The organism is Acinetobacter sp. YH12134 (assembly GCF_013418555.1).
Taxonomy (GTDB): Bacteria; Pseudomonadota; Gammaproteobacteria; order Pseudomonadales; family Moraxellaceae; genus Acinetobacter; species Acinetobacter indicus.
Map to the genome: position 1 here is coordinate 13,408 of NZ_VPBT01000005.1, position 16,756 is coordinate 30,163.

Annotated in this window: 17 protein-coding genes; 11 read left to right on the top strand and 6 right to left on the bottom strand. The window is 46.7% G+C overall.

Annotated features, from left to right (window positions below; translation table 11 throughout):
- Nucleotides 1-663 precede the first annotated feature (663 nt).
- Nucleotides 664-1,155 (top strand): hypothetical protein, encoded by a 492-nt coding sequence (locus tag FTU69_RS05095; RefSeq protein ID WP_104471392.1) that lies wholly within the window; start codon nucleotides 664-666, stop codon nucleotides 1,153-1,155.
- 106 nt (nucleotides 1,156-1,261) lie between these two features.
- On the opposite strand, the gene FTU69_RS05100 is transcribed toward FTU69_RS05095, so the two are convergent.
- A complete protein-coding gene (locus FTU69_RS05100; protein ID WP_127800243.1) occupies nucleotides 1,262-3,049 on the bottom strand; it encodes an acyl-CoA dehydrogenase in 1,788 nt (595 codons plus the stop codon).
- Nucleotides 3,050-3,163: 114 nt separating this feature from the next.
- Here FTU69_RS05100 and FTU69_RS05105 point away from each other — a divergent pair, with 114 nt between their 5' ends.
- Nucleotides 3,164-4,144, top strand: coding sequence for a GlxA family transcriptional regulator (locus FTU69_RS05105; protein WP_180103563.1), 981 nt, complete (start codon nucleotides 3,164-3,166; stop codon nucleotides 4,142-4,144).
- A 14-nt stretch (nucleotides 4,145-4,158) separates the two neighbouring features.
- On the opposite strand, the gene FTU69_RS05110 is transcribed toward FTU69_RS05105, so the two are convergent.
- A complete protein-coding gene (locus FTU69_RS05110) occupies nucleotides 4,159-5,367 on the bottom strand; it encodes an MFS transporter (RefSeq protein WP_180103564.1) in 1,209 nt (402 codons plus the stop codon).
- The gene (locus FTU69_RS05115) at nucleotides 5,364-5,807 is read right to left on the bottom strand and encodes a MarR family winged helix-turn-helix transcriptional regulator (RefSeq protein ID WP_127801474.1); all 444 of its coding nucleotides are present in this window, start codon (nucleotides 5,805-5,807) and stop codon (nucleotides 5,364-5,366) included. Before FTU69_RS05115 ends, FTU69_RS05110 begins: the two co-directional genes overlap by 4 nt.
- A gap of 417 nt (nucleotides 5,808-6,224) precedes the next feature.
- Here FTU69_RS05115 and FTU69_RS05120 point away from each other — a divergent pair, with 417 nt between their 5' ends.
- The 3 genes from FTU69_RS05120 to FTU69_RS05130 all read left to right on the top strand — a co-directional run bounded on the left by FTU69_RS05120 (nucleotide 6,225) and on the right by FTU69_RS05130 (nucleotide 8,842).
- Nucleotides 6,225-7,670 (top strand): cytochrome ubiquinol oxidase subunit I, encoded by a 1,446-nt coding sequence (locus tag FTU69_RS05120; RefSeq protein ID WP_180088328.1) that lies wholly within the window; start codon nucleotides 6,225-6,227, stop codon nucleotides 7,668-7,670.
- Complete coding sequence (gene cydB / locus FTU69_RS05125; protein ID WP_180103565.1) at nucleotides 7,667-8,671, top strand: cytochrome d ubiquinol oxidase subunit II; 1,005 nt, start codon at nucleotides 7,667-7,669, stop codon at nucleotides 8,669-8,671. The genes FTU69_RS05120 and cydB overlap by 4 nt, the downstream gene beginning before the upstream one ends.
- A 63-nt stretch (nucleotides 8,672-8,734) precedes the next feature.
- Nucleotides 8,735-8,842 (top strand): hypothetical protein, encoded by a 108-nt coding sequence (locus FTU69_RS05130; protein WP_005178219.1) that lies wholly within the window; start codon nucleotides 8,735-8,737, stop codon nucleotides 8,840-8,842.
- A gap of 40 nt (nucleotides 8,843-8,882) precedes the next feature.
- Here the strand turns inward: FTU69_RS05130 and FTU69_RS05135 are convergent, their stop codons facing one another.
- On the bottom strand, nucleotides 8,883-9,440 hold the full coding sequence (locus tag FTU69_RS05135; RefSeq protein WP_180055017.1) for a thermonuclease family protein: 558 nt from the start codon (nucleotides 9,438-9,440) through the stop codon (nucleotides 8,883-8,885).
- Nucleotides 9,441-9,660: 220 nt separating this feature from the next.
- On the bottom strand, nucleotides 9,661-10,578 hold the full coding sequence (locus FTU69_RS05140; protein ID WP_180088326.1) for a LysR family transcriptional regulator: 918 nt from the start codon (nucleotides 10,576-10,578) through the stop codon (nucleotides 9,661-9,663).
- A gap of 94 nt (nucleotides 10,579-10,672) precedes the next feature.
- Between FTU69_RS05140 and FTU69_RS05145 the strand changes: the two genes are divergently transcribed.
- The 6 genes from FTU69_RS05145 (at nucleotide 10,673) to FTU69_RS05170 (ending at nucleotide 16,083) form a co-directional block, all read left to right on the top strand.
- On the top strand, nucleotides 10,673-11,914 hold the full coding sequence (locus tag FTU69_RS05145) for an acyl-CoA dehydrogenase family protein (RefSeq protein WP_168408177.1): 1,242 nt from the start codon (nucleotides 10,673-10,675) through the stop codon (nucleotides 11,912-11,914).
- 91 nt (nucleotides 11,915-12,005) lie between these two features.
- Nucleotides 12,006-13,127 (top strand): phosphotransferase family protein, encoded by a 1,122-nt coding sequence (locus FTU69_RS05150; RefSeq protein WP_104487283.1) that lies wholly within the window; start codon nucleotides 12,006-12,008, stop codon nucleotides 13,125-13,127.
- Nucleotides 13,124-13,822, top strand: a complete 699-nt coding sequence (locus FTU69_RS05155; protein ID WP_016658073.1) for a histidine phosphatase family protein — start codon at nucleotides 13,124-13,126, stop codon at nucleotides 13,820-13,822. Before FTU69_RS05150 ends, FTU69_RS05155 begins: the two co-directional genes overlap by 4 nt.
- A 15-nt stretch (nucleotides 13,823-13,837) precedes the next feature.
- The gene (locus FTU69_RS05160) at nucleotides 13,838-14,581 is read left to right on the top strand and encodes an SDR family oxidoreductase (RefSeq protein WP_016658074.1); all 744 of its coding nucleotides are present in this window, start codon (nucleotides 13,838-13,840) and stop codon (nucleotides 14,579-14,581) included.
- Nucleotides 14,582-14,748: 167 nt separating this feature from the next.
- Nucleotides 14,749-15,477: an SGNH/GDSL hydrolase family protein gene (locus FTU69_RS05165; RefSeq protein WP_160243115.1), complete on the top strand. Its 729-nt coding sequence runs from the start codon at nucleotides 14,749-14,751 to the stop codon at nucleotides 15,475-15,477.
- A gap of 15 nt (nucleotides 15,478-15,492) precedes the next feature.
- Complete coding sequence (locus FTU69_RS05170) at nucleotides 15,493-16,083, top strand: uracil-DNA glycosylase family protein (protein WP_171065083.1); 591 nt, start codon at nucleotides 15,493-15,495, stop codon at nucleotides 16,081-16,083.
- Here the strand turns inward: FTU69_RS05170 and FTU69_RS05175 are convergent.
- Complete coding sequence (locus FTU69_RS05175; protein WP_127801466.1) at nucleotides 16,080-16,589, bottom strand: pyridoxamine 5'-phosphate oxidase family protein; 510 nt, start codon at nucleotides 16,587-16,589, stop codon at nucleotides 16,080-16,082. The two genes, FTU69_RS05170 and FTU69_RS05175, sit on opposite strands and share 4 nt — an antisense overlap.
- Between the last annotated feature and the right edge of the window lie 167 nt (nucleotides 16,590-16,756).

The window sequence follows — 16,756 nt, forward strand, 5'->3', positions numbered from 1 at the left end:
ACCTGTACTGTGAACCGCTTGTGAAAGGAAAAATATAGGTGTAACTGGACGGTCACGGTATATGCAGTTTTGTGACCGCTGGGAGATGAGAAGGTTTTTTTAATACTTACTTGCTACTTAAGTCAACACACGCCAAGCGTTCACGATGCAGAGGATGATTAAGGAAAGGCAAAGGTAGAACACAAACTCGCTGCTCGTCGCGCTGGCCTGATCAGGTGTGTAGTAATAGAGAATAAAAACTAAAAATAGGATCGCAATAAGAAAAAGCATCGTTATTCTTTAGGTCTGAGATATCTCAGCATAATAGAGGAGAGTGCATTGAAGGCAAAACAGCGTGTCATTTTAATTTGGAGCGTTCGTGCTTATTGAACTACTAGATATTGATTAATATAAGATTCAAACTCAAGAACCCAATAAAGAAAAGAACCATCCATTAACCTTGAATCAATGTTCTTAAAAAGAATTACAAGCCGTCGAACCGTTTAAAGCCATCTTTTCAGATTGAAGAATTTTAGAGCTAAAGCCGTCCTCATGTAGACGCATGGCTTAAATAACATTGAATAAGATGTCATAATTGCTAAAATGCGATTCGTTTTTTATTACAGTTTTACAAGCTAAGAAATAAAGCTTTGTAAAACAGCAATCTATCTAGGAAAATTTTCAATGCTTGATATCTATTTAACGGATGTTCAGAAAAAGGTGCAATTTACCGATTATCCGGGTGAGCATCCTGTTAAATTTATTTTAAATTTTAAGAAAATTTTCCCAAGTGTGATGGAGCTGCTGCTGCCGGTGCTGCCTGAAAATGAAAACCTGGAAGACATGACCTGGGAATCAACCACGGCAGATCTGGAACTGTTTAAATTGCTGCTCAGTGGTTGGGGCCTGATTGAGCTGCGTTTAAATGCTATTGCAAAATATAAAGATCGCGCTTTTGCAGACCGTTTGGTGAAGCAAGCACAGCAAAAACGTCAGGACTATAAAAAATCACAAAGCCAATTGGCGACGGTAGAGCTGGACTATCTGTTTATGCATGAAGTTCATGCACAAATTGATGCCGAGCTGGTCGAGCTGGGTGAAAAATTCTATTTACCGACCCTACGTGAATTGTGGCAGGGTAAAGTGGCGGCCAATGTCTTGAATGCACAATTCTAAACGGCATCTGCATTCTAGAAGTATATAAAAAATCCCCATGTAATAAACTACATGGGGATTTTCTTTAGAAGGTAGATATTTAAAACCTGCTTTCCATCATCCGGTTTTAAAACCAGTCACTGTGCATCGACAGGCAGGTATCATCAAATTCACTCAGTAATTTGGCCTGATGTTCAATTTCCGGTAATTCCCAGCGAATGAAATAGCGCGCCGCTTGCAACTTGCCTGCTAAAAATTGCTGATCTTCTGCCAACTCAGACTGGCCAAACTGCTGTTGCGCCTTGTTGGCCATATCCAGCCATAACCAGGAAATAATCACTTTAGCCATCATATCTAAATACAGTGCAGAATTGGCCAAAGCCTCATTGGTTTGACCTTGCATAAGCGCCTGTCCCAGTTTTTGTGTGGTGCTTTGTACCGTAGCCAGATGTTTGCAGAATTTGCTGGACAGATCCAGAATGGCCGGATGCTGAATCTGTTCCAGCGTGGTGTTGATGCGTTGCATTAGCAGATTTAAGCCTTTGCCATTGTGCTGCCATAATTTACGGCCGAGTAAATCCAGTGACTGAATACCAAATGTGCCTTCATGAATCGGATTTAAGCGATTATCCCGATAATACTGTTCTACCGGATAATCACGGGTATAGCCGGCACCGCCGAGCACCTGAATTGCCAGATCATTGGCTTTCGGGCCATAGGCAGACGGGAAGGACTTGACCACAGGCGTGATCAGGTCGAGCAGAATGGCGCTATCTTCCAAGCCACCCGCCTGATGTTCATCAATCAGTCGCGCGGCAAACAGGCACAGTGCCAAAGCACCTTCTACATAGGCCTTTTGCGCTAATAGCATCCGTTTCACATCGCTATGTTCAATAATATTGACCGGTTTGCTGTCGCTATTTTTTTCACTGGCCAGTCGGCCTTGCGGACGGTTTCTGGCATATTCCAGCGACTCCAAATAACCGCGATAACCAATCATTGCGGCGCCCAGTCCGACACCGACACGCGCCTCGTTCATCATTTTGAACATATATTTCAGGCCCTGACTGGCTTCACCAATCAAATAGCCTAAGCATTGGTTATTTTCACCAAAATTCAGCACAGTCGATGTTGTCCCGCGATAGCCCATTTTATGTAACAGGCCAGCCAGTTTGACATCATTGCGTTCACCCAGCGTGCCATCTTCATTGGTCAGGAATTTCGGCACAATAAACAGGGAAATGCCTTTGACACCTTGTGGCGCATCCTGAATCCGCGCCAGCACCAGATGCACAATATTTTCAGTAATGTCCTGATCACCCCCAGAAATAAACATTTTCTGGCCTTTAATTTTGTAGCTGCCATCAGCTTGTGGAATGGCTTTGGTGGTCAGATCACCCAGAGAGGAACCGACATTCGGCTCGGTCATGGCCATGGTGCCGGAAAAGCGGCCATTGAACATCGACGGGACAAAGGTCTGTTTCTGCTGCTCGGTACCGAAGGCCTGAATCAGATTCGCTGCGGCGGCGGTTAAAAATGAATAAGCCACGGTGGCAGGATTGGCCGACATAAAATAGGCATTGGCAGCCATATTAATCAGTGTGGGAAGCTGCATACCACCCTGATCATAATCATGCTGGGCACATAACAGACCGGCCTGGGCAAACTGTTGCCAGGCCTGTTTCACTTCGGCAATGGTATGTACCTGTGTACCATCAAAATGCGGTTCTTGCGCATCGCCTTTGGCATTGTGCGGGGCAAAATAGTCTGCTGCAATGCCGCGCGCCGTATCTAAAATACTGTCGAAGGTGGCTTTGTCATGTTCCTGATAACGTTCCAGCTGGGTCAGCTGTTCGGCTGAAAATACCTGATAGAGTAAAAAATCCAGATCTTTTTGATTGATGAGTGCGGTCATGGGATGCCGTTACCTGTTTTTATTGATTGCTCTTAGCTTAACAAGACTTGTATTGGCAGATAAATTGTCAATAATGACACTCAAGGAGCTAAAAACGACATTTGGGAAGAAAGCATGAAGCGGGTTTTTATTCTGGCCTATGATGGTGCACTGGCTTCGGCCATAACCGGTGTGGCCGATTTATTCAGTCTGGCCGGCATTAGCTGGAACCGGATTCAGAAACAGGACATCCAGCGTTTGTTTCAGGTGCAGATTGCCTCGCCACAGGGAGAAACGGTGCAATGCAGTAATGGTTTACGCATTGAGGCGCATCTGGCCTATAGTGAAATCCAGCAGGCCGATTTGCTGGTGATTCCGACTTTGGCCGGTTCCATCGAGCAGATTCTGGAAAAAAATCAGTCTCTCATGAATGTTCTGCAACAGGTCGATCAAGCCCAATGCCTGATTGCCGGAAACTGTACCGGGAATTTTTTTCTGGCCGAAGCCGGAATTTTACAGGGCCGCAGTGCCACCACGCATTGGGGTTTTAAAGATCAGTTCCAGCAGCGCTATCCGGAGGTCCATTTGCAGGCGGATCGCCTGATTACCCAGTCCGATCATGTCTATTGTGCCGGTGGCGGGTTGGCCTGGTTCGATTTGGGGCTACATTTAATTGAACGTTTTTATGGCTTTGAAATTGCCATTCAGACGGCCAAATCCTTTGTGCTGGATTTTCGCCGTGACAACCAGTTGTCCTATTCCTTGATGCGTATGAGCAAGCCACATCAGGATGGTTTGGTAAAAGAAATCCAGCATTGGCTGGAGCAGCATTTTAGTGAAAACTTGAATATGGAAGATGTGGCGGCGCGCTTTAATATCAGCCCGCGCACGCTCATTCGCCGTTTTAAAGCAGTGTTAGATGTGGCGCCGAATCAGTATGTGCAGGCTATTCGTATTGAAGCTGCGCAAAAACGGCTGGAAGAAACCGAGCAGCCGATTGACCGGATTATGCAAATGGTGGGCTATGAAGATCCGAGTTCATTCCGGCGTTTATTTCGCAAGAAAACCGGCCTAACCCCAATGGAATACCGCCAGCGCTTTGGCCGGCGGTTTTAAGCGTGTTGCTTTCGTTAGCGTGATAACTGTGGCTGCACCTGCTGAGCATGACGACCATGTAGCAGATAATACAGGCCTAAACACAACAGCGCGGCGATGGCACTATAGAAATACATCTGCGCATAACTAACCGATTTCAGCGCGATTCCGATCAAATACGGCCCGAAGCCCAGCCCTGCATCCAGACAGATAAAATAGGTCGAGGTCGCCAGTCCCATACGTTCCAGTGAGGTACTTTTGACCGCAATAGTCTGACAGACCGATTGAATATTGCCATAGCCCAGACCGAGCAAGCCGGCACAAAGCAGTAGCATACTGGAGTTATGCGCCTGACTTAGTAAAAACAGGGCAATCGCCATCACAATAAAGGCGGGATACATAATGATATTTTCACCTTTACGATCCATAAGCCGCCCGGTAAACGGACGCGAAAACAAAATGGCGATTGCATACATTAAAAAGAATAAGGACGCGGCTTCGACCAGATCAATTTCCTTGGCGTAAAAGTTAATAAATGACAGCACGCCGGAATAACAGATGGAAGCAAACAGCATAATCAGGGAAATGGGCAGCGCATTCTTTTCCAGATACTGGGTCCAGAAGCCAAAACCTTTGCCTGCTGTCGCGGTGGCTGCAGGTTTAGGCTGTGCCAGGTTTGGCATCCGGATAAAACAGGCCACCACCAGACAGCCCAGCGCCAAGACACTGGATAAGCTAAAAATCGTCTGGTAACTGGTGTGCAGCATCATCCAGATCGCGACAAAAGGACCAATCGCCGTACCCAAGGTGCTGCTCATGCTGTAATAGCCAATACCTTCACCGCGGCGGGTGGGCGGTAGGGTTTGTGCGATGACTGTGCCGAGTACGGTAGAGGCGACTCCCATCATAAAGCCATGAATAAAACGGATGCCGAGCAGGGCGGTCACCCCCATCTCTATAAAATAGCCTAAGGAAAGCAGCAAGAAACCGGTCAGCCCAAAAAGCAGGGTGCTACGATAACCGAAACGCTGTAGGCATTTGCCTATCAGCAGACGACCAAATAAGGTGCCGACAATAAACAGTCCTGAAATTAAACCGGCTTCGGCAATGCTGGCATTTAATTCCGCCACGGCATAACCGACAATCACAATCACCAATAGATAAAAAATCAGTACCAGTTGAAAATTGATCAGGCCGACCAGGATAAAGTTTCTGGTCCATAGCGGTGCTTGTGCTGAACTCATTTGTCTTCACCTTGTAGGGTCGGTTGTAACTGTTCACTCAGCTGATTAAGGATCTCGCGGGTATGGGCGATGTCCGCAACTGCAAAAGACTGCAGCAGCTGCTGTTCAAACTGATCAATCTGGCTTGAACAATGCTTGAAAAGTTCCTGCCCGTGAGAGCTAAAAGTCAGGCATTTCTGCCGTTTATCGCTACTTTCAAGCTGATGGATTAAACCCAAGTCCAGCAACACCCGAATACGTTTGGTGATGCTCGGTTTGGACACCTTTAAATAGGCGGCAATATCTACCTGGGTACATTGCTGTTTTAAATGAATGACATATAACACCTGCCACAAGGAATAATTAAGCTGATGCGGCAATAACAGAGCATTAACTTCATCGCTGAACAGACGTGCGCAGCGTAATAAGGCGGTACGAAATTTTAAGGGAGAGCTTGGCATAAAAAAATAGTTAACTAGGGTAACTAAAACAAAGTCAATGTACGCCTGTTCGGAATTTTTTTCAAGTAGGGAAGCCAGCGAAGGATTCAAAAAAACAGATGATAAAAGATGAGGGGGCAACGTGTATTGCTATAGATTTGTTAAGCAGCGTTAAGGTCAATCAACTGAACTACAAAAATTCCTCTCATCCAGTCCTGTCTATCCAGCTGATAAACCGCAAGAATAAAAAATCAGCGCTTCTATCTTCCAAAAAAACTCATCAGTTGCAGAAATTACTCGCTTAAAGATTCTTGATCAAAAGCCTACACAAGGCCTATACAACTTCGTCCTATGCTGAAGCGCGATGAGAAAAATTCAAAACGCTATATTTAAAACTCTACACCCTGAGCGCAGCTCGACCTTTTGAAAGGTGGCATGATGACCCTCGGTTTTACCGCGCTGGAACTGGCCCGGATTCAGTTTGCCTTTACAGTTTCGTTTCATATCATTTTTCCGGCCATTTCCATTGGTCTGGCCAGTTTTCTGGCGATTCTGGAATGGCGCTGGTTACGCAGTCGTAATCCGATTTATCAGGACCTGTTTAAATTCTGGGTCAAGATTTTTGCGGTCGCCTTTGCCATGGGGGTGGTTTCTGGCATTGTCATGAGCTATCAGTTTGGCACCAACTGGAGTGAATTTTCCCGTATCGCCGGCAGTGTCACCGGACCATTATTGGCCTATGAAGTGCTCACCGCTTTCTTTTTGGAAGCGGGTTTTCTTGGCATCATGCTGTTTGGTTGGGGACGGGTGGGACCTAAAGCACATTTTTTCTCGACTTTAATGGTCGCAATTGGCACCTGTATTTCCATGTTCTGGATTTTATCAGCCAATAGCTGGATGCAAACTCCGCAAGGTTTCAGCATCGAAAATGGCATTCTGGTGCCACAGGACTGGTGGGCCATTGTCTTTAATCCGTCATTCCTGTATCGGCTGGCGCATATGGCCATTGCTGCCTTTTTGGTCTCTGCTTTGCTGGTGGCTGCCACGGCCGCTTGGCATTTACTTAAAGGCCGTCGGGATGCATTGGTAAAAACCTCGTTTTCAATGGCCTTGTGGCTGATGCTGATCTTAACTCCCTTACAGGTGCTGGTGGGCGATTTACATGGCTTGAATACCCTGCAACATCAACCAGCCAAACTGGCAGCGATGGAAGGGCATTGGGATACCAATCATGAGAAAGGCATGCCGCTGTATCTGTTTGGTATTCCCGATATGCAGGCCGAAGAAACCAAATATGCACTGGCGATTCCCAATTTAGGCAGCGTAATTCTGACCCATTCGCTAGATGGCACCGTCACTGGCTTAAAAGAATTTGCCCCGGAAGATCGGCCCAATTCGACCATTGTGTTCTGGAGTTTCCGGATTATGGTCGGCTTAGGCGTGTTGATGCTAATTTTGGCGCTGTGGGGATTGTGGCTACGTAAACGGCAGCGTTTATATGAACATCGTCGTTTTCAGCGTTTTGCCCTATGGATGGGACCCTCTGGTTTTATTGCCTTATTGGCCGGCTGGTTTACCACAGAAGTCGGCCGCCAGCCGTGGGTGGTCTATGGGGTGGTACGCACCGAAGATGCCTTATCGCCAGTATCTGCAGAGCAGGTTGGCCTGAGTTTGATGATTTTTGTACTGGTGTATTTTGTGGTGTTTGGTATGGGTATTTATTACATGCTCAGACTGATGCACAAAGGGCCGGAACTGATTCATTCAGCGCCATCATCAGCCTCTGATGCTGAGCTTACTCAAGCCTCCAGACGGCCATTAAGCAGTGTCACCGAGCAGATCAACCCGCCCGTCGAGCGTCCCAAACAGGAGCAGGAGCCATGATGGATTTATCTTTGCTGTGGATCGGGATTATTGCCTTCGCGGTGCTGATGTATGTGGTGTTAGATGGCTTTGATTTGGGCATCGGGATTTTATTTCCATTTTTTCCCGAGCAGGCAGAGCGGGATGTGATGATGAATACCGTCGCGCCAATTTGGGATGGCAATGAAACCTGGATGGTGCTGGGAGGCGCCAGCCTGTTTGCTGCTTTTCCCTTGGCCTATGCCGCGGTACTTTCGGCCCTGTATTTACCGGTCATTTTAATGGTGATTGCCTTAATTTTTCGCGGTGTTGCCTTTGAGTTTCGTTTTAAGGCCAACAGCAGCAAACACTGGTGGGACAAAGCTTTTATTGGTGGCTCTGTTTTTAGCAGCTTTTTACAAGGCGTAATTTTGGGCGCTTATATTCAGGGTATTCGTACCGAGCAGGGGGTATATGCGGGCCATGGCTTGGACTGGTTAACGCCGTTTAGCCTGTTTACTGGTGCTGGCGTGGTAATGTTGTACGCCACTTTAGGTTGTGGCTGGCTCATTTTTAAAACCGATCAGGCGCTACAGCAGCGTATGTACCGTTTAATGCCGAAGATGCTGATCGGCCTATTGATTGTTTTAGCAGCCGTCAGTATTTATACCCCGATAACCCAGCCGCACATTGCCGAGCGCTGGTTTAGTCTGCCGCAGCTGCTGTATTTCTCTCCGGTGCCGATACTGGTGCTGATCTTTACTTATCTGGCTTTAAAAGCCTGCCGGCAACAGCAACAGTTTCGCCCATTTTTGTATACGCTGGCCTTGGTATTTCTGGCCTATAGCGGTTTTTTAATCAGCTTATGGCCTTATATTATTCCGCCCTCGGTCAGCTTCTGGCAGGCTGCTGCACCGGAAAGCAGTCAGCGTTTTACTCTCATTGGCGCGCTGATTTTAATTCCGATTATTCTAGGTTATAGCGCGATGTCCTATTGGATTTTTCGCCATAAAGTCCGGGTCGGGGATGATGGCTATCATTAAAGAAAATCGACATGAAGCACATCATCCCAGCTCAATTATTCCCTTAGTCATCAAGGAGCCGCAATGAAACGTACACAGCTGCTGTGGTTTATTGGTCTCTGGCTGGCCGGTTTTGTGGCGTTGGCGCTGATTGCCGGAGCTTTTCGTTTGCTGGTGCAATGGGCTTATTAAGCTGAATCATCTTCGGACTTTAAAAATTCACCTGAGCATTTTATTTACGGTTCTGTTTGCGATAGACACTTGGCCGCACCGGGCGGCTACTTTTCCAGAGTCCTTTTTTCCGCGCTCTGGCCTGAGTCTGTAAGGCACGCATACGCGCTAGCTGCTTGCGATCACGAATATAATCTTCATAGACCCAGGCGGCACCACGTTTGACCAGTTCTTCATTGACATTTTTACGGTAGCGATAAATCACCCCAACATGGCGGCCATAGCGGTCAATATCGGTAATTTTGACCCGTACCACCTTCTGATGCAGCATGGTTTTCACCAGACGCCGGGTTTCCGGACCATAACTTTGACTCGATTCTGGCGCATCAATATAGGCAAAGCGGATGCGGGTTTCTGAACGTCTTAAATTAAAACGGTACAGGGTGAGGGTATCGCCATCGCTGACCGCAGTGACCCGCGCCCAATAGGTTTTGCCTTTTTTAAAAGGTCGAAACAGTTGCTGCACAAAGCGGGAAATCTTACCCAACAGCATAAACGCAACAAGACAGCATCCAGCGGCCAATGCCAGCAGCCAGAAAGGGGAGAGTTCAGTCAACATAGACGCTTTCAATTCAGCTGAACAGACCAGCCAGCTGTAAACCGTGAAAAATAAAAGTGCTAGTGTAAAAGAAATGGCGCAATTCGCCGGTCGATTAAATCGCCAATTAGCTAGTTTTTAACAAATCAGCTACGCTGCAACGCCTGATCTGGCAAGGGCTTGAGCGATGTTTGAAATTTAATGAAGATAAAGCGCCTTGAATTTGAGTGATCTAAATAGCCTAAGCAAAAATTTTATAAATCTCCGCTCTTAAAAATGCATGACGTGCATTCTCCTGCATCTCCTTATACCAGAACATCCCCAAATCAATTTTCGGCAGGTCGACAGGCGATTCAAAAATATGCAGCTTCGGGTCAATATGTAAATGTCGCAAAATACTTTCCGGAATAGTCAGTATCGCGGTGTCATGCTGCGCCAGAATTTGCAGGGCAGTGGAATAATGCTGACAGCGTAATAATAGGGTTCGAGACAGCTGATTGCGCTTTAAATAAATATCTTCCAGCAGCAGGCCACTACGGCGTGAAGAAACACCAATATGCGGCGCAGACAAATATAATTCTTTATCTATGGATGAACGCTGGCTACAGACCACGAAACGGTCTTGGACCAGCGCCTGAAACTGGATTTTATCGCCCAGCTTGTGTTCCAGATCAATCACAAAATCAATTTGCTGGGTGGCCAGATCATTAATCATGGTTTTACGGTCCAGCTTGCTGCTTAGAAACTGAATCTCCAAGTTCAGCTGCTGAAAATGCTGCACCAGTTTGGGAAAAATAATCGGTTCAATTTCATCATGTATGGCAATTTTCAGAGTATGTACCATCGCCGGTTCAAACTGCTGTTTTTGCCGGGCGATATGCTGAATAGACAGCAGCGCAGTTTTAATGGTCGGATAAATCTGCTCGGCAAACGGCGTTGGTAACATCTGATGGCTGGTGCGAATAAACAGATCATCCTGTAACTGTAACCTAAGCCTTTGTAAAGCGTGACTGGTGGCCGACTGGCTGATACATAAGAGCTGCGCCGCTTTGGAAATATTTTTCTGTTCAAAAATCGCAATAAATAGCGGGTATAAATTAATATCAATACGATGAAAAGCACCCAGATCCATTGGGCTATTATTATGAATATTGTGCATAGTCTTTAATTCAATAAAATCATTTCATGCATAATAATTTTTAGGTTAAGGTGTTGTAAAGCCAATATAACAACAGATTGAGGAAGCTACAGTCATGTTTGAATTGTCAGCACGCGCACAGGATTATCTTGAAAGAACCAAACAGTTTATTCAAACAGAAATTGAACCAATTGAGGCCGACTTTTGGCAGCAGGTACATGAACTGAATCAGGGCAGTGACTGGACGCAATGGCAGTGGCCGGCGCAATTAGAAAGTTTAAAAGCCAAAGCCAAAGCCGCGGGACTGTGGAATATGTTTTTGCCTTGTCCTAATTTGGGCCAGGGCCTGTCAGTGCAGGAATATGCACATATTGCCGAATTGTCTGGCCGTAGCCTGATTGCCCCGACCGTATTTAACTGTAACGCGCCAGATAGCGGCAACATGGAAGTGTTATGGCGTTATGGTTCAGAACAGCAAAAACAGCAATGGTTGATGCCGCTGCTCGAAGGCAAAATCCGCTCGGTGTTTTGTATGACTGAACCGGCAGTCGCCTCTTCTGATGCGACCAATATGCAGGCTACGGCGGTGGTAGAAGGCGATGAGATTGTCCTGAACGGACGTAAATGGTGGTCATCGGGTCTGGGCGATCCGAATGCCAAAATCATTATTTTTATGGCGCATACCCCGGACGAAAGCAAAGACCGTCATCATCAACATTCGATGGTGCTGGTCCCGGTCGATACCGCAGGGGTGAAGATTGAACGCATGTTACCGGTGTTTGGCGATTACGATGCGCCGCATGGGCATGGTGAAGTCAGCTTTGACAATGTCCGCGTGCCAGTGGCCAATTTTATTGGCGGTGCCGGTCAAGGCTTTGAAATTGCTCAAGGCCGTTTAGGACCCGGCCGTATTCATCATTGTATGCGTTGTATCGGCGCGGCAGAAAAATCACTGGAACTGATGATTGACCGCGGCATGAACCGGACTGCCTTTGGCAAGGAAATCCTGAAACTGGGTGGCAACCTGGAGCGTGTGGCCGAAGCGCGTGTGGCAATTGATCAGGCACGCCTGTTAACGCTCTATGCCGCCTATAAAATGGATACTTTAGGCAATATGGCCGCGCTCACAGAAATTTCTGCCATTAAAGTGGTGGCGCCAAGCGTGCTGGAAAAAGTGGTGGATATGGCCATGCAAATCCACGGCGGTGCCGGGCTGTCCCGCGATACGCCATTGACCGGTTTCTTTGCCCAGGCGCGTGCTTTACGTTTGGCCGATGGTCCCGATGAAGTGCATAAAGGCATGATTGCCAAACTGGAACTGGCCAAACGTGGCTACAGTACCCGTCGTAAAAAATAAGTGGCAAAACACCAGAAACAGTGTGGGTCTTTACAGCTGAAAATGCTCTAATAGGGCAAGACCTAAAAAAGTGAAAAATCAGGAAAATAACATGTCAGTGATTGATGTTGGCGGTCAGGTTCGTGAAGGCGAGGAACTGGATATTCAGGCGGTAAGCCAGTGGTTAAAGGCGCAAGGGGTTGATGTTCAGGAACCCGTTGAAGTGACCCAATATTCAGGCGGTGCCTCTAACTGGACCTATCGTCTGAACTATCGCAATGCCGATTTAATTTTACGTCGCCCACCTAAAGGCACCAAAGCCAAATCTGCGCATGACATGGCGCGTGAATATCATGTACAAAAAAATCTGGCACCGTATTATCCGGTATTACCGCAGATGGTGGCGCTGTGTCAGGATGAATCGGTGATTGGCTGTGATTTTTATATCATGCAGCGCGTGGAAGGTATTATCCCGCGGGCCAAACTGCCGCCGGAACTGAACTTTGATGAAACCCAGGTTCAGGAACTGTGCATTAATGTGATTGATAAATTAATCGAGCTGCATCAGGTGCCGTATCAGGGCACTGAACTGGAAAAACTCGGTAAAGGTGAGGGCTATTGCCGTCGTCAGGTGGAAGGCTGGGACAGCCGTTATGAAAAAGCCAAAACCCTGAATGTGCCGTCATTTAAATATGTACGTAAATGGCTGCACGAGAATATTCCGGCAGATTCCACCACCTGCATTATTCACAATGACTGGCGTTTTGATAATGTGATTTTAAATCCGCAGCATCCAACCGAAGTGATTGGCGTGCTGGACTGGGAAATGGCAACTCTGGGCGATCCGCTGATGGATCTTGGTTCGGCTTTGGCCTACTGGGTAGAAGAAACCGATAACCAGATTTTTAAAGCCACCCGCCGTCAGCCGACCCATTTAAAAGGCATGTTCACCCGTAAACAGGTGGTGGATTACTATCTGGAAAAAACCGGCCTGCAACCGGAAAACTGGACTTTCTATGAAGTGTTCGGGATTTTCCGTCTGGCAGTGATCGCCCAGCAGATTTACTACCGTTATTATCATAAACAGACCAATAATCCGGCCTTTAAAGATTTCTGGATTGTGATTCATGCCTTGCACATCCGCGCCTTAAAACTGATTGGGCTGCAAAAAATTGAAGCCAATGAGCTGGCACAAAAATATATGGCCAAATTTAAGGAGCTGCTGCCGAAATGACGACTATTTATTTAATCCGTCATGGCCAGGCTTCTTTTGGTGCAGAAAGCTATGACCAGCTTTCGCCGAATGGGGAATTGCAGGCCAAACTGCTGGGGCAGTATTTTGACAACATCTTAAAAGAAGAACCCTATGTGGTGGCCGGCTCCATGCAGCGCCATCAGCAGACTGCACAGATCGCTCTGGCCGAATGTTTCCCTGAAGCTCATCTGGTCACCAATCCGGACTGGAACGAGTTTAATCATCAGCAGGTGTTTGCCCAATACGAACCGCGCTTTAATGAACCGCATTTATTAAAGGCCGATGTAGCCAAAGAGCTTAATCCGCGGGCGTATCTGGCAAAAATTTTTGAAGGTGCCATTGAACGCTGGACTGGCGGTGAATATCACCATGAATATGAAGAATCCTGGCCGCATTTCAAGGCCCGGGTCGAAACCGCCTTGCAAAACCTGTGTGATGAACTGGCCCAAACCAAACCGCGTTACGCGATTGTGTTTACTTCGGGCGGAGTCATTTCGGTTGTTGCTGGAAAAATTCTGGAACTGAATCCTAACCGGACTTTTGCACTGAACTGGGCCATCGCCAATACCAGCATGACCACTTTGCGTCTGGTCGGCAATGAGCCGCAACTGTTAAGTCTGAATGAACATCATTTTATAAAAGCACAACATCCAGAATTATTAACCTGGATTTAATCAAGGAATAGACAGATGACCAAAACAATTTTAATTACCGGCGCAAGTTCCGGCATTGGTGCCGGTATGGCCCGCGAATTTGCACAAAAAGGCTATAACCTGGCCATTTGTGCGCGTCGTATGGAACGTCTGGAAAGCTTAAAACAGGAACTGGAAAGCAAGTACGGCGTGAGCGTGGCCGCAAAAACCTTAGATGTGACCAATTATGATCAGGTATTTGAGGTGTTTCGTGCCTTTAAAGAAGAGCTCGGCACAATTGACCGGATTATTGTCAATGCCGGGGTTGGTGAAGGCCGCCGGATCGGCAAAGGCAATTTTGCGATTAACCGCGCCACGGTTGAAACCAACTTTATTTCAGCGCTGGCGCAATGTGAAGCTGCGGTAGAAATTTTCCGTGCCCAAAACTCTGGCCATCTGGTGATGATTTCTTCCATGAGCGCAATGCGTGGTATGCCAAAACATCTGACTGCGTATGGCGCCAGTAAAGCCGGCGTTGCGCATCTGGCTGAAGGCATTCGCGCCGAACTGATTGATACGCCAATTAAAGTTACCACCATTTTCCCGGGGTATATCCGTACCGAAATTAACGAAGGCGCGAAAAAATTACCATTTGAAGTAGATGAACAAACCGGTTCACGTTTACTGGCCGCAGAAATTGAAAAAGCACCGGTAAAAGCTTATGTGCCAAAATGGCCATGGTTACCACTGGGCTTGGCCATGAAAGTCTTACCATTAAAACTGGTCAATAAACTCGGTTAATTCATATTAATAAAAAGTGAAAAGTTCCATTTGGCGCTTTTCACTTTTTATTTTAAATGTTTGTTTTAAATATTTGAAAATTTAAAAATATTTAAGAGAAAGACAAAAATACGGGGCTTATTTTGGTTAAAATAGGCCCGATTTTTTTGAAGATGATCGACAACGCGATGTTTCTGAAGCTTGCAACCTTGGGTTTAATTCCCGCCCTGATTATTCAAGGCCGCCGGGTCAAGAAAAATACCTTAAGACTGGCAGAGCCAGAAGGCGAACGTGAAGGCACGAGCGGTCAGGGACAGGCCTTATCCATTTTGATTCTGGGTGATTCAGCCGCTGCCGGTGTTGGCGTTAGCCATCAGGAAGATGCCTTGCTCGGCGCGATTCTGGCCGGACTCACTTCCGAATTTCAGGTCAGCTGGAAACTGCATGCCAAAACAGGCAATACCACGGGGCAGGTCATTCAAAGCGTTCAGCAGCTGGACACTGAAAAGTTTGATGTAGTGGTCACCTCGGTCGGGGTGAATGATGTCACCAAATTGATGCCAGCCGATATCTGGATTCAAAAGCAGGCGCAGTTGTATCAGCTGATTGCAGCTAAATTCCAGCCACAACTCATCCTTGCAGCAGGTGTACCACCGATGCAGCTTTTCCCGGCTTTACCGAACCCGCTGGCATGGCTGTTTGGCCAATATGCCAAGCAGATGAACCGTGAACTGCATAAATTTATTCAAAAACAGCCAAACATGGACTGGATTGAATATGACATTGCGCAATATCAGCAGATGCAACTGGAAATGGCCGAAGATGGCTTTCATCCGAGTAAAGAAATTTATCAAATATGGGGCAAAGAAGTAACACTCAAAATTAAACAACGGCTTAAGATGAATAAAGTGAATTGAGTTTGCTGCCTTATGATTGATGATCTTGAAATTGAAACCCATCCCTTTGAGCCTTTTTTACCCTCCAATGCCAAATTACTGATGATGGGCAGTTTTCCACCGCCCAAAAACCGCTGGAAAATGGAATTTTATTATCCGAATTATCAGAATGATATGTGGCGGATTTTTGGTATCTGCTTTTTTCAGGATAAAAACTATTTTTTAGACCTGCCGAATAAAAACTTTCAGCTCGAACTGATTCAAAACTTTTTAAAAGATACCGGTATTGCACTGTTTGATACTGCCTACCGGATTAGCCGTTTAAAGGGTAATGCTTCAGATAAATTCCTGCATATTCACACCCCGACCGATTTAAATCGGCTGCTCCAGCAAATGCCGCTGTGCCAGTACATTATGACCACGGGTGATAAAGCTACTGATACCTTGATGGAATCAATGCCGGAAGGCACGCCGAAACCGGTAATTGGCCAATCTTCACAGGCGATCTTTGCTGGTCGAGAGCTGCATTTATACCGTATGCCATCTTCATCTCGCGCCTATCCCTTAGCGGTGGAGAAAAAGGCTGAACTTTATTGCGGTCTGTTTAAGGATGTCGGCCTGCTTTAAAAAAGAGAGGATGTCTTTGGCATCATTGATGGATATTCTACCCATCTAAATGCATGAATATGCACCTCCCGGACCTGGGTGAAATCCGACCAGATCAGCTTGCTGCCGCGTGTCCATTTTAACGGCGCAATTCTACGGCGCACCTGATGCATTTCCTCGGCAGTGGCCGGGCGTAACTCACCAATCTTGGCATATAAACGCACACCCGGATAAGTGCGAAATTGACCTGACATCATTGATTTTAGCCAGAACGCGCGGCTACTGTTTACGGCCTGAATACAGGCCTGCGCATTATGTTTGAGATGCGGTTGCAGCGTGGCAGAGTAGGTGTCAAAAAAGAAACCGGTGGGAGAGCTGTCATTTAAAAATAAGGTGCCAATCGGGGTGATATTCGGGATACCTTCCGGACTCACACTGGCGATGGAGCAGTGCATACTGGCGCGCTGCGCCTGCGCAACCACTTGTCGTATTTGCCCCCAGGTTTGAGCATCCATATTCTTGTTCATTTTTATACTCATTTTATAGTTAAAACCAGCATAATAAAGACCAGAACTATTGTTATGCGTGAAAGCGCAACTGCATATTCATCATAAATTGGATTTAAAAATAGAACGAGAGGAAATCTGACGAGCACAGCTCAGAAAAGAGCGAAAAACTTCGCTCTTTTTTCATG

What these genes read in the sequence shown, in the direction of transcription:
- FTU69_RS05110 (WP_180103564.1), bottom strand. Translation starts at nt 5,367, where the DNA reads ATGAGTTCAGCACAAGCACCGCTATGGACCAGAAACTTTATCCTGGTC.
- FTU69_RS05135 (WP_180055017.1), bottom strand. Translation starts at nt 9,440, where the DNA reads ATGTTGACTGAACTCTCCCCTTTCTGGCTGCTGGCATTGGCCGCTGGA.
- cydB (WP_180103565.1), top strand. Translation starts at nt 7,667, where the DNA reads ATGATGGATTTATCTTTGCTGTGGATCGGGATTATTGCCTTCGCGGTG.
- FTU69_RS05150 (WP_104487283.1), top strand. Translation starts at nt 12,006, where the DNA reads ATGTCAGTGATTGATGTTGGCGGTCAGGTTCGTGAAGGCGAGGAACTG.
- FTU69_RS05175 (WP_127801466.1), bottom strand. Translation starts at nt 16,589, where the DNA reads ATGAACAAGAATATGGATGCTCAAACCTGGGGGCAAATACGACAAGTG.
- FTU69_RS05130 (WP_005178219.1), top strand. Translation starts at nt 8,735, where the DNA reads ATGAAACGTACACAGCTGCTGTGGTTTATTGGTCTCTGGCTGGCCGGT.
- FTU69_RS05120 (WP_180088328.1), top strand. Translation starts at nt 6,225, where the DNA reads ATGACCCTCGGTTTTACCGCGCTGGAACTGGCCCGGATTCAGTTTGCC.
- FTU69_RS05105 (WP_180103563.1), top strand. Translation starts at nt 3,164, where the DNA reads ATGAAGCGGGTTTTTATTCTGGCCTATGATGGTGCACTGGCTTCGGCC.
- FTU69_RS05160 (WP_016658074.1), top strand. Translation starts at nt 13,838, where the DNA reads ATGACCAAAACAATTTTAATTACCGGCGCAAGTTCCGGCATTGGTGCC.
- FTU69_RS05145 (WP_168408177.1), top strand. Translation starts at nt 10,673, where the DNA reads ATGTTTGAATTGTCAGCACGCGCACAGGATTATCTTGAAAGAACCAAA.
- FTU69_RS05095 (WP_104471392.1), top strand. Translation starts at nt 664, where the DNA reads ATGCTTGATATCTATTTAACGGATGTTCAGAAAAAGGTGCAATTTACC.
- FTU69_RS05165 (WP_160243115.1), top strand. Translation starts at nt 14,749, where the DNA reads ATGTTTCTGAAGCTTGCAACCTTGGGTTTAATTCCCGCCCTGATTATT.
- FTU69_RS05155 (WP_016658073.1), top strand. Translation starts at nt 13,124, where the DNA reads ATGACGACTATTTATTTAATCCGTCATGGCCAGGCTTCTTTTGGTGCA.
- FTU69_RS05140 (WP_180088326.1), bottom strand. Translation starts at nt 10,578, where the DNA reads ATGCACAATATTCATAATAATAGCCCAATGGATCTGGGTGCTTTTCAT.
- FTU69_RS05100 (WP_127800243.1), bottom strand. Translation starts at nt 3,049, where the DNA reads ATGACCGCACTCATCAATCAAAAAGATCTGGATTTTTTACTCTATCAG.
- FTU69_RS05115 (WP_127801474.1), bottom strand. Translation starts at nt 5,807, where the DNA reads ATGCCAAGCTCTCCCTTAAAATTTCGTACCGCCTTATTACGCTGCGCA.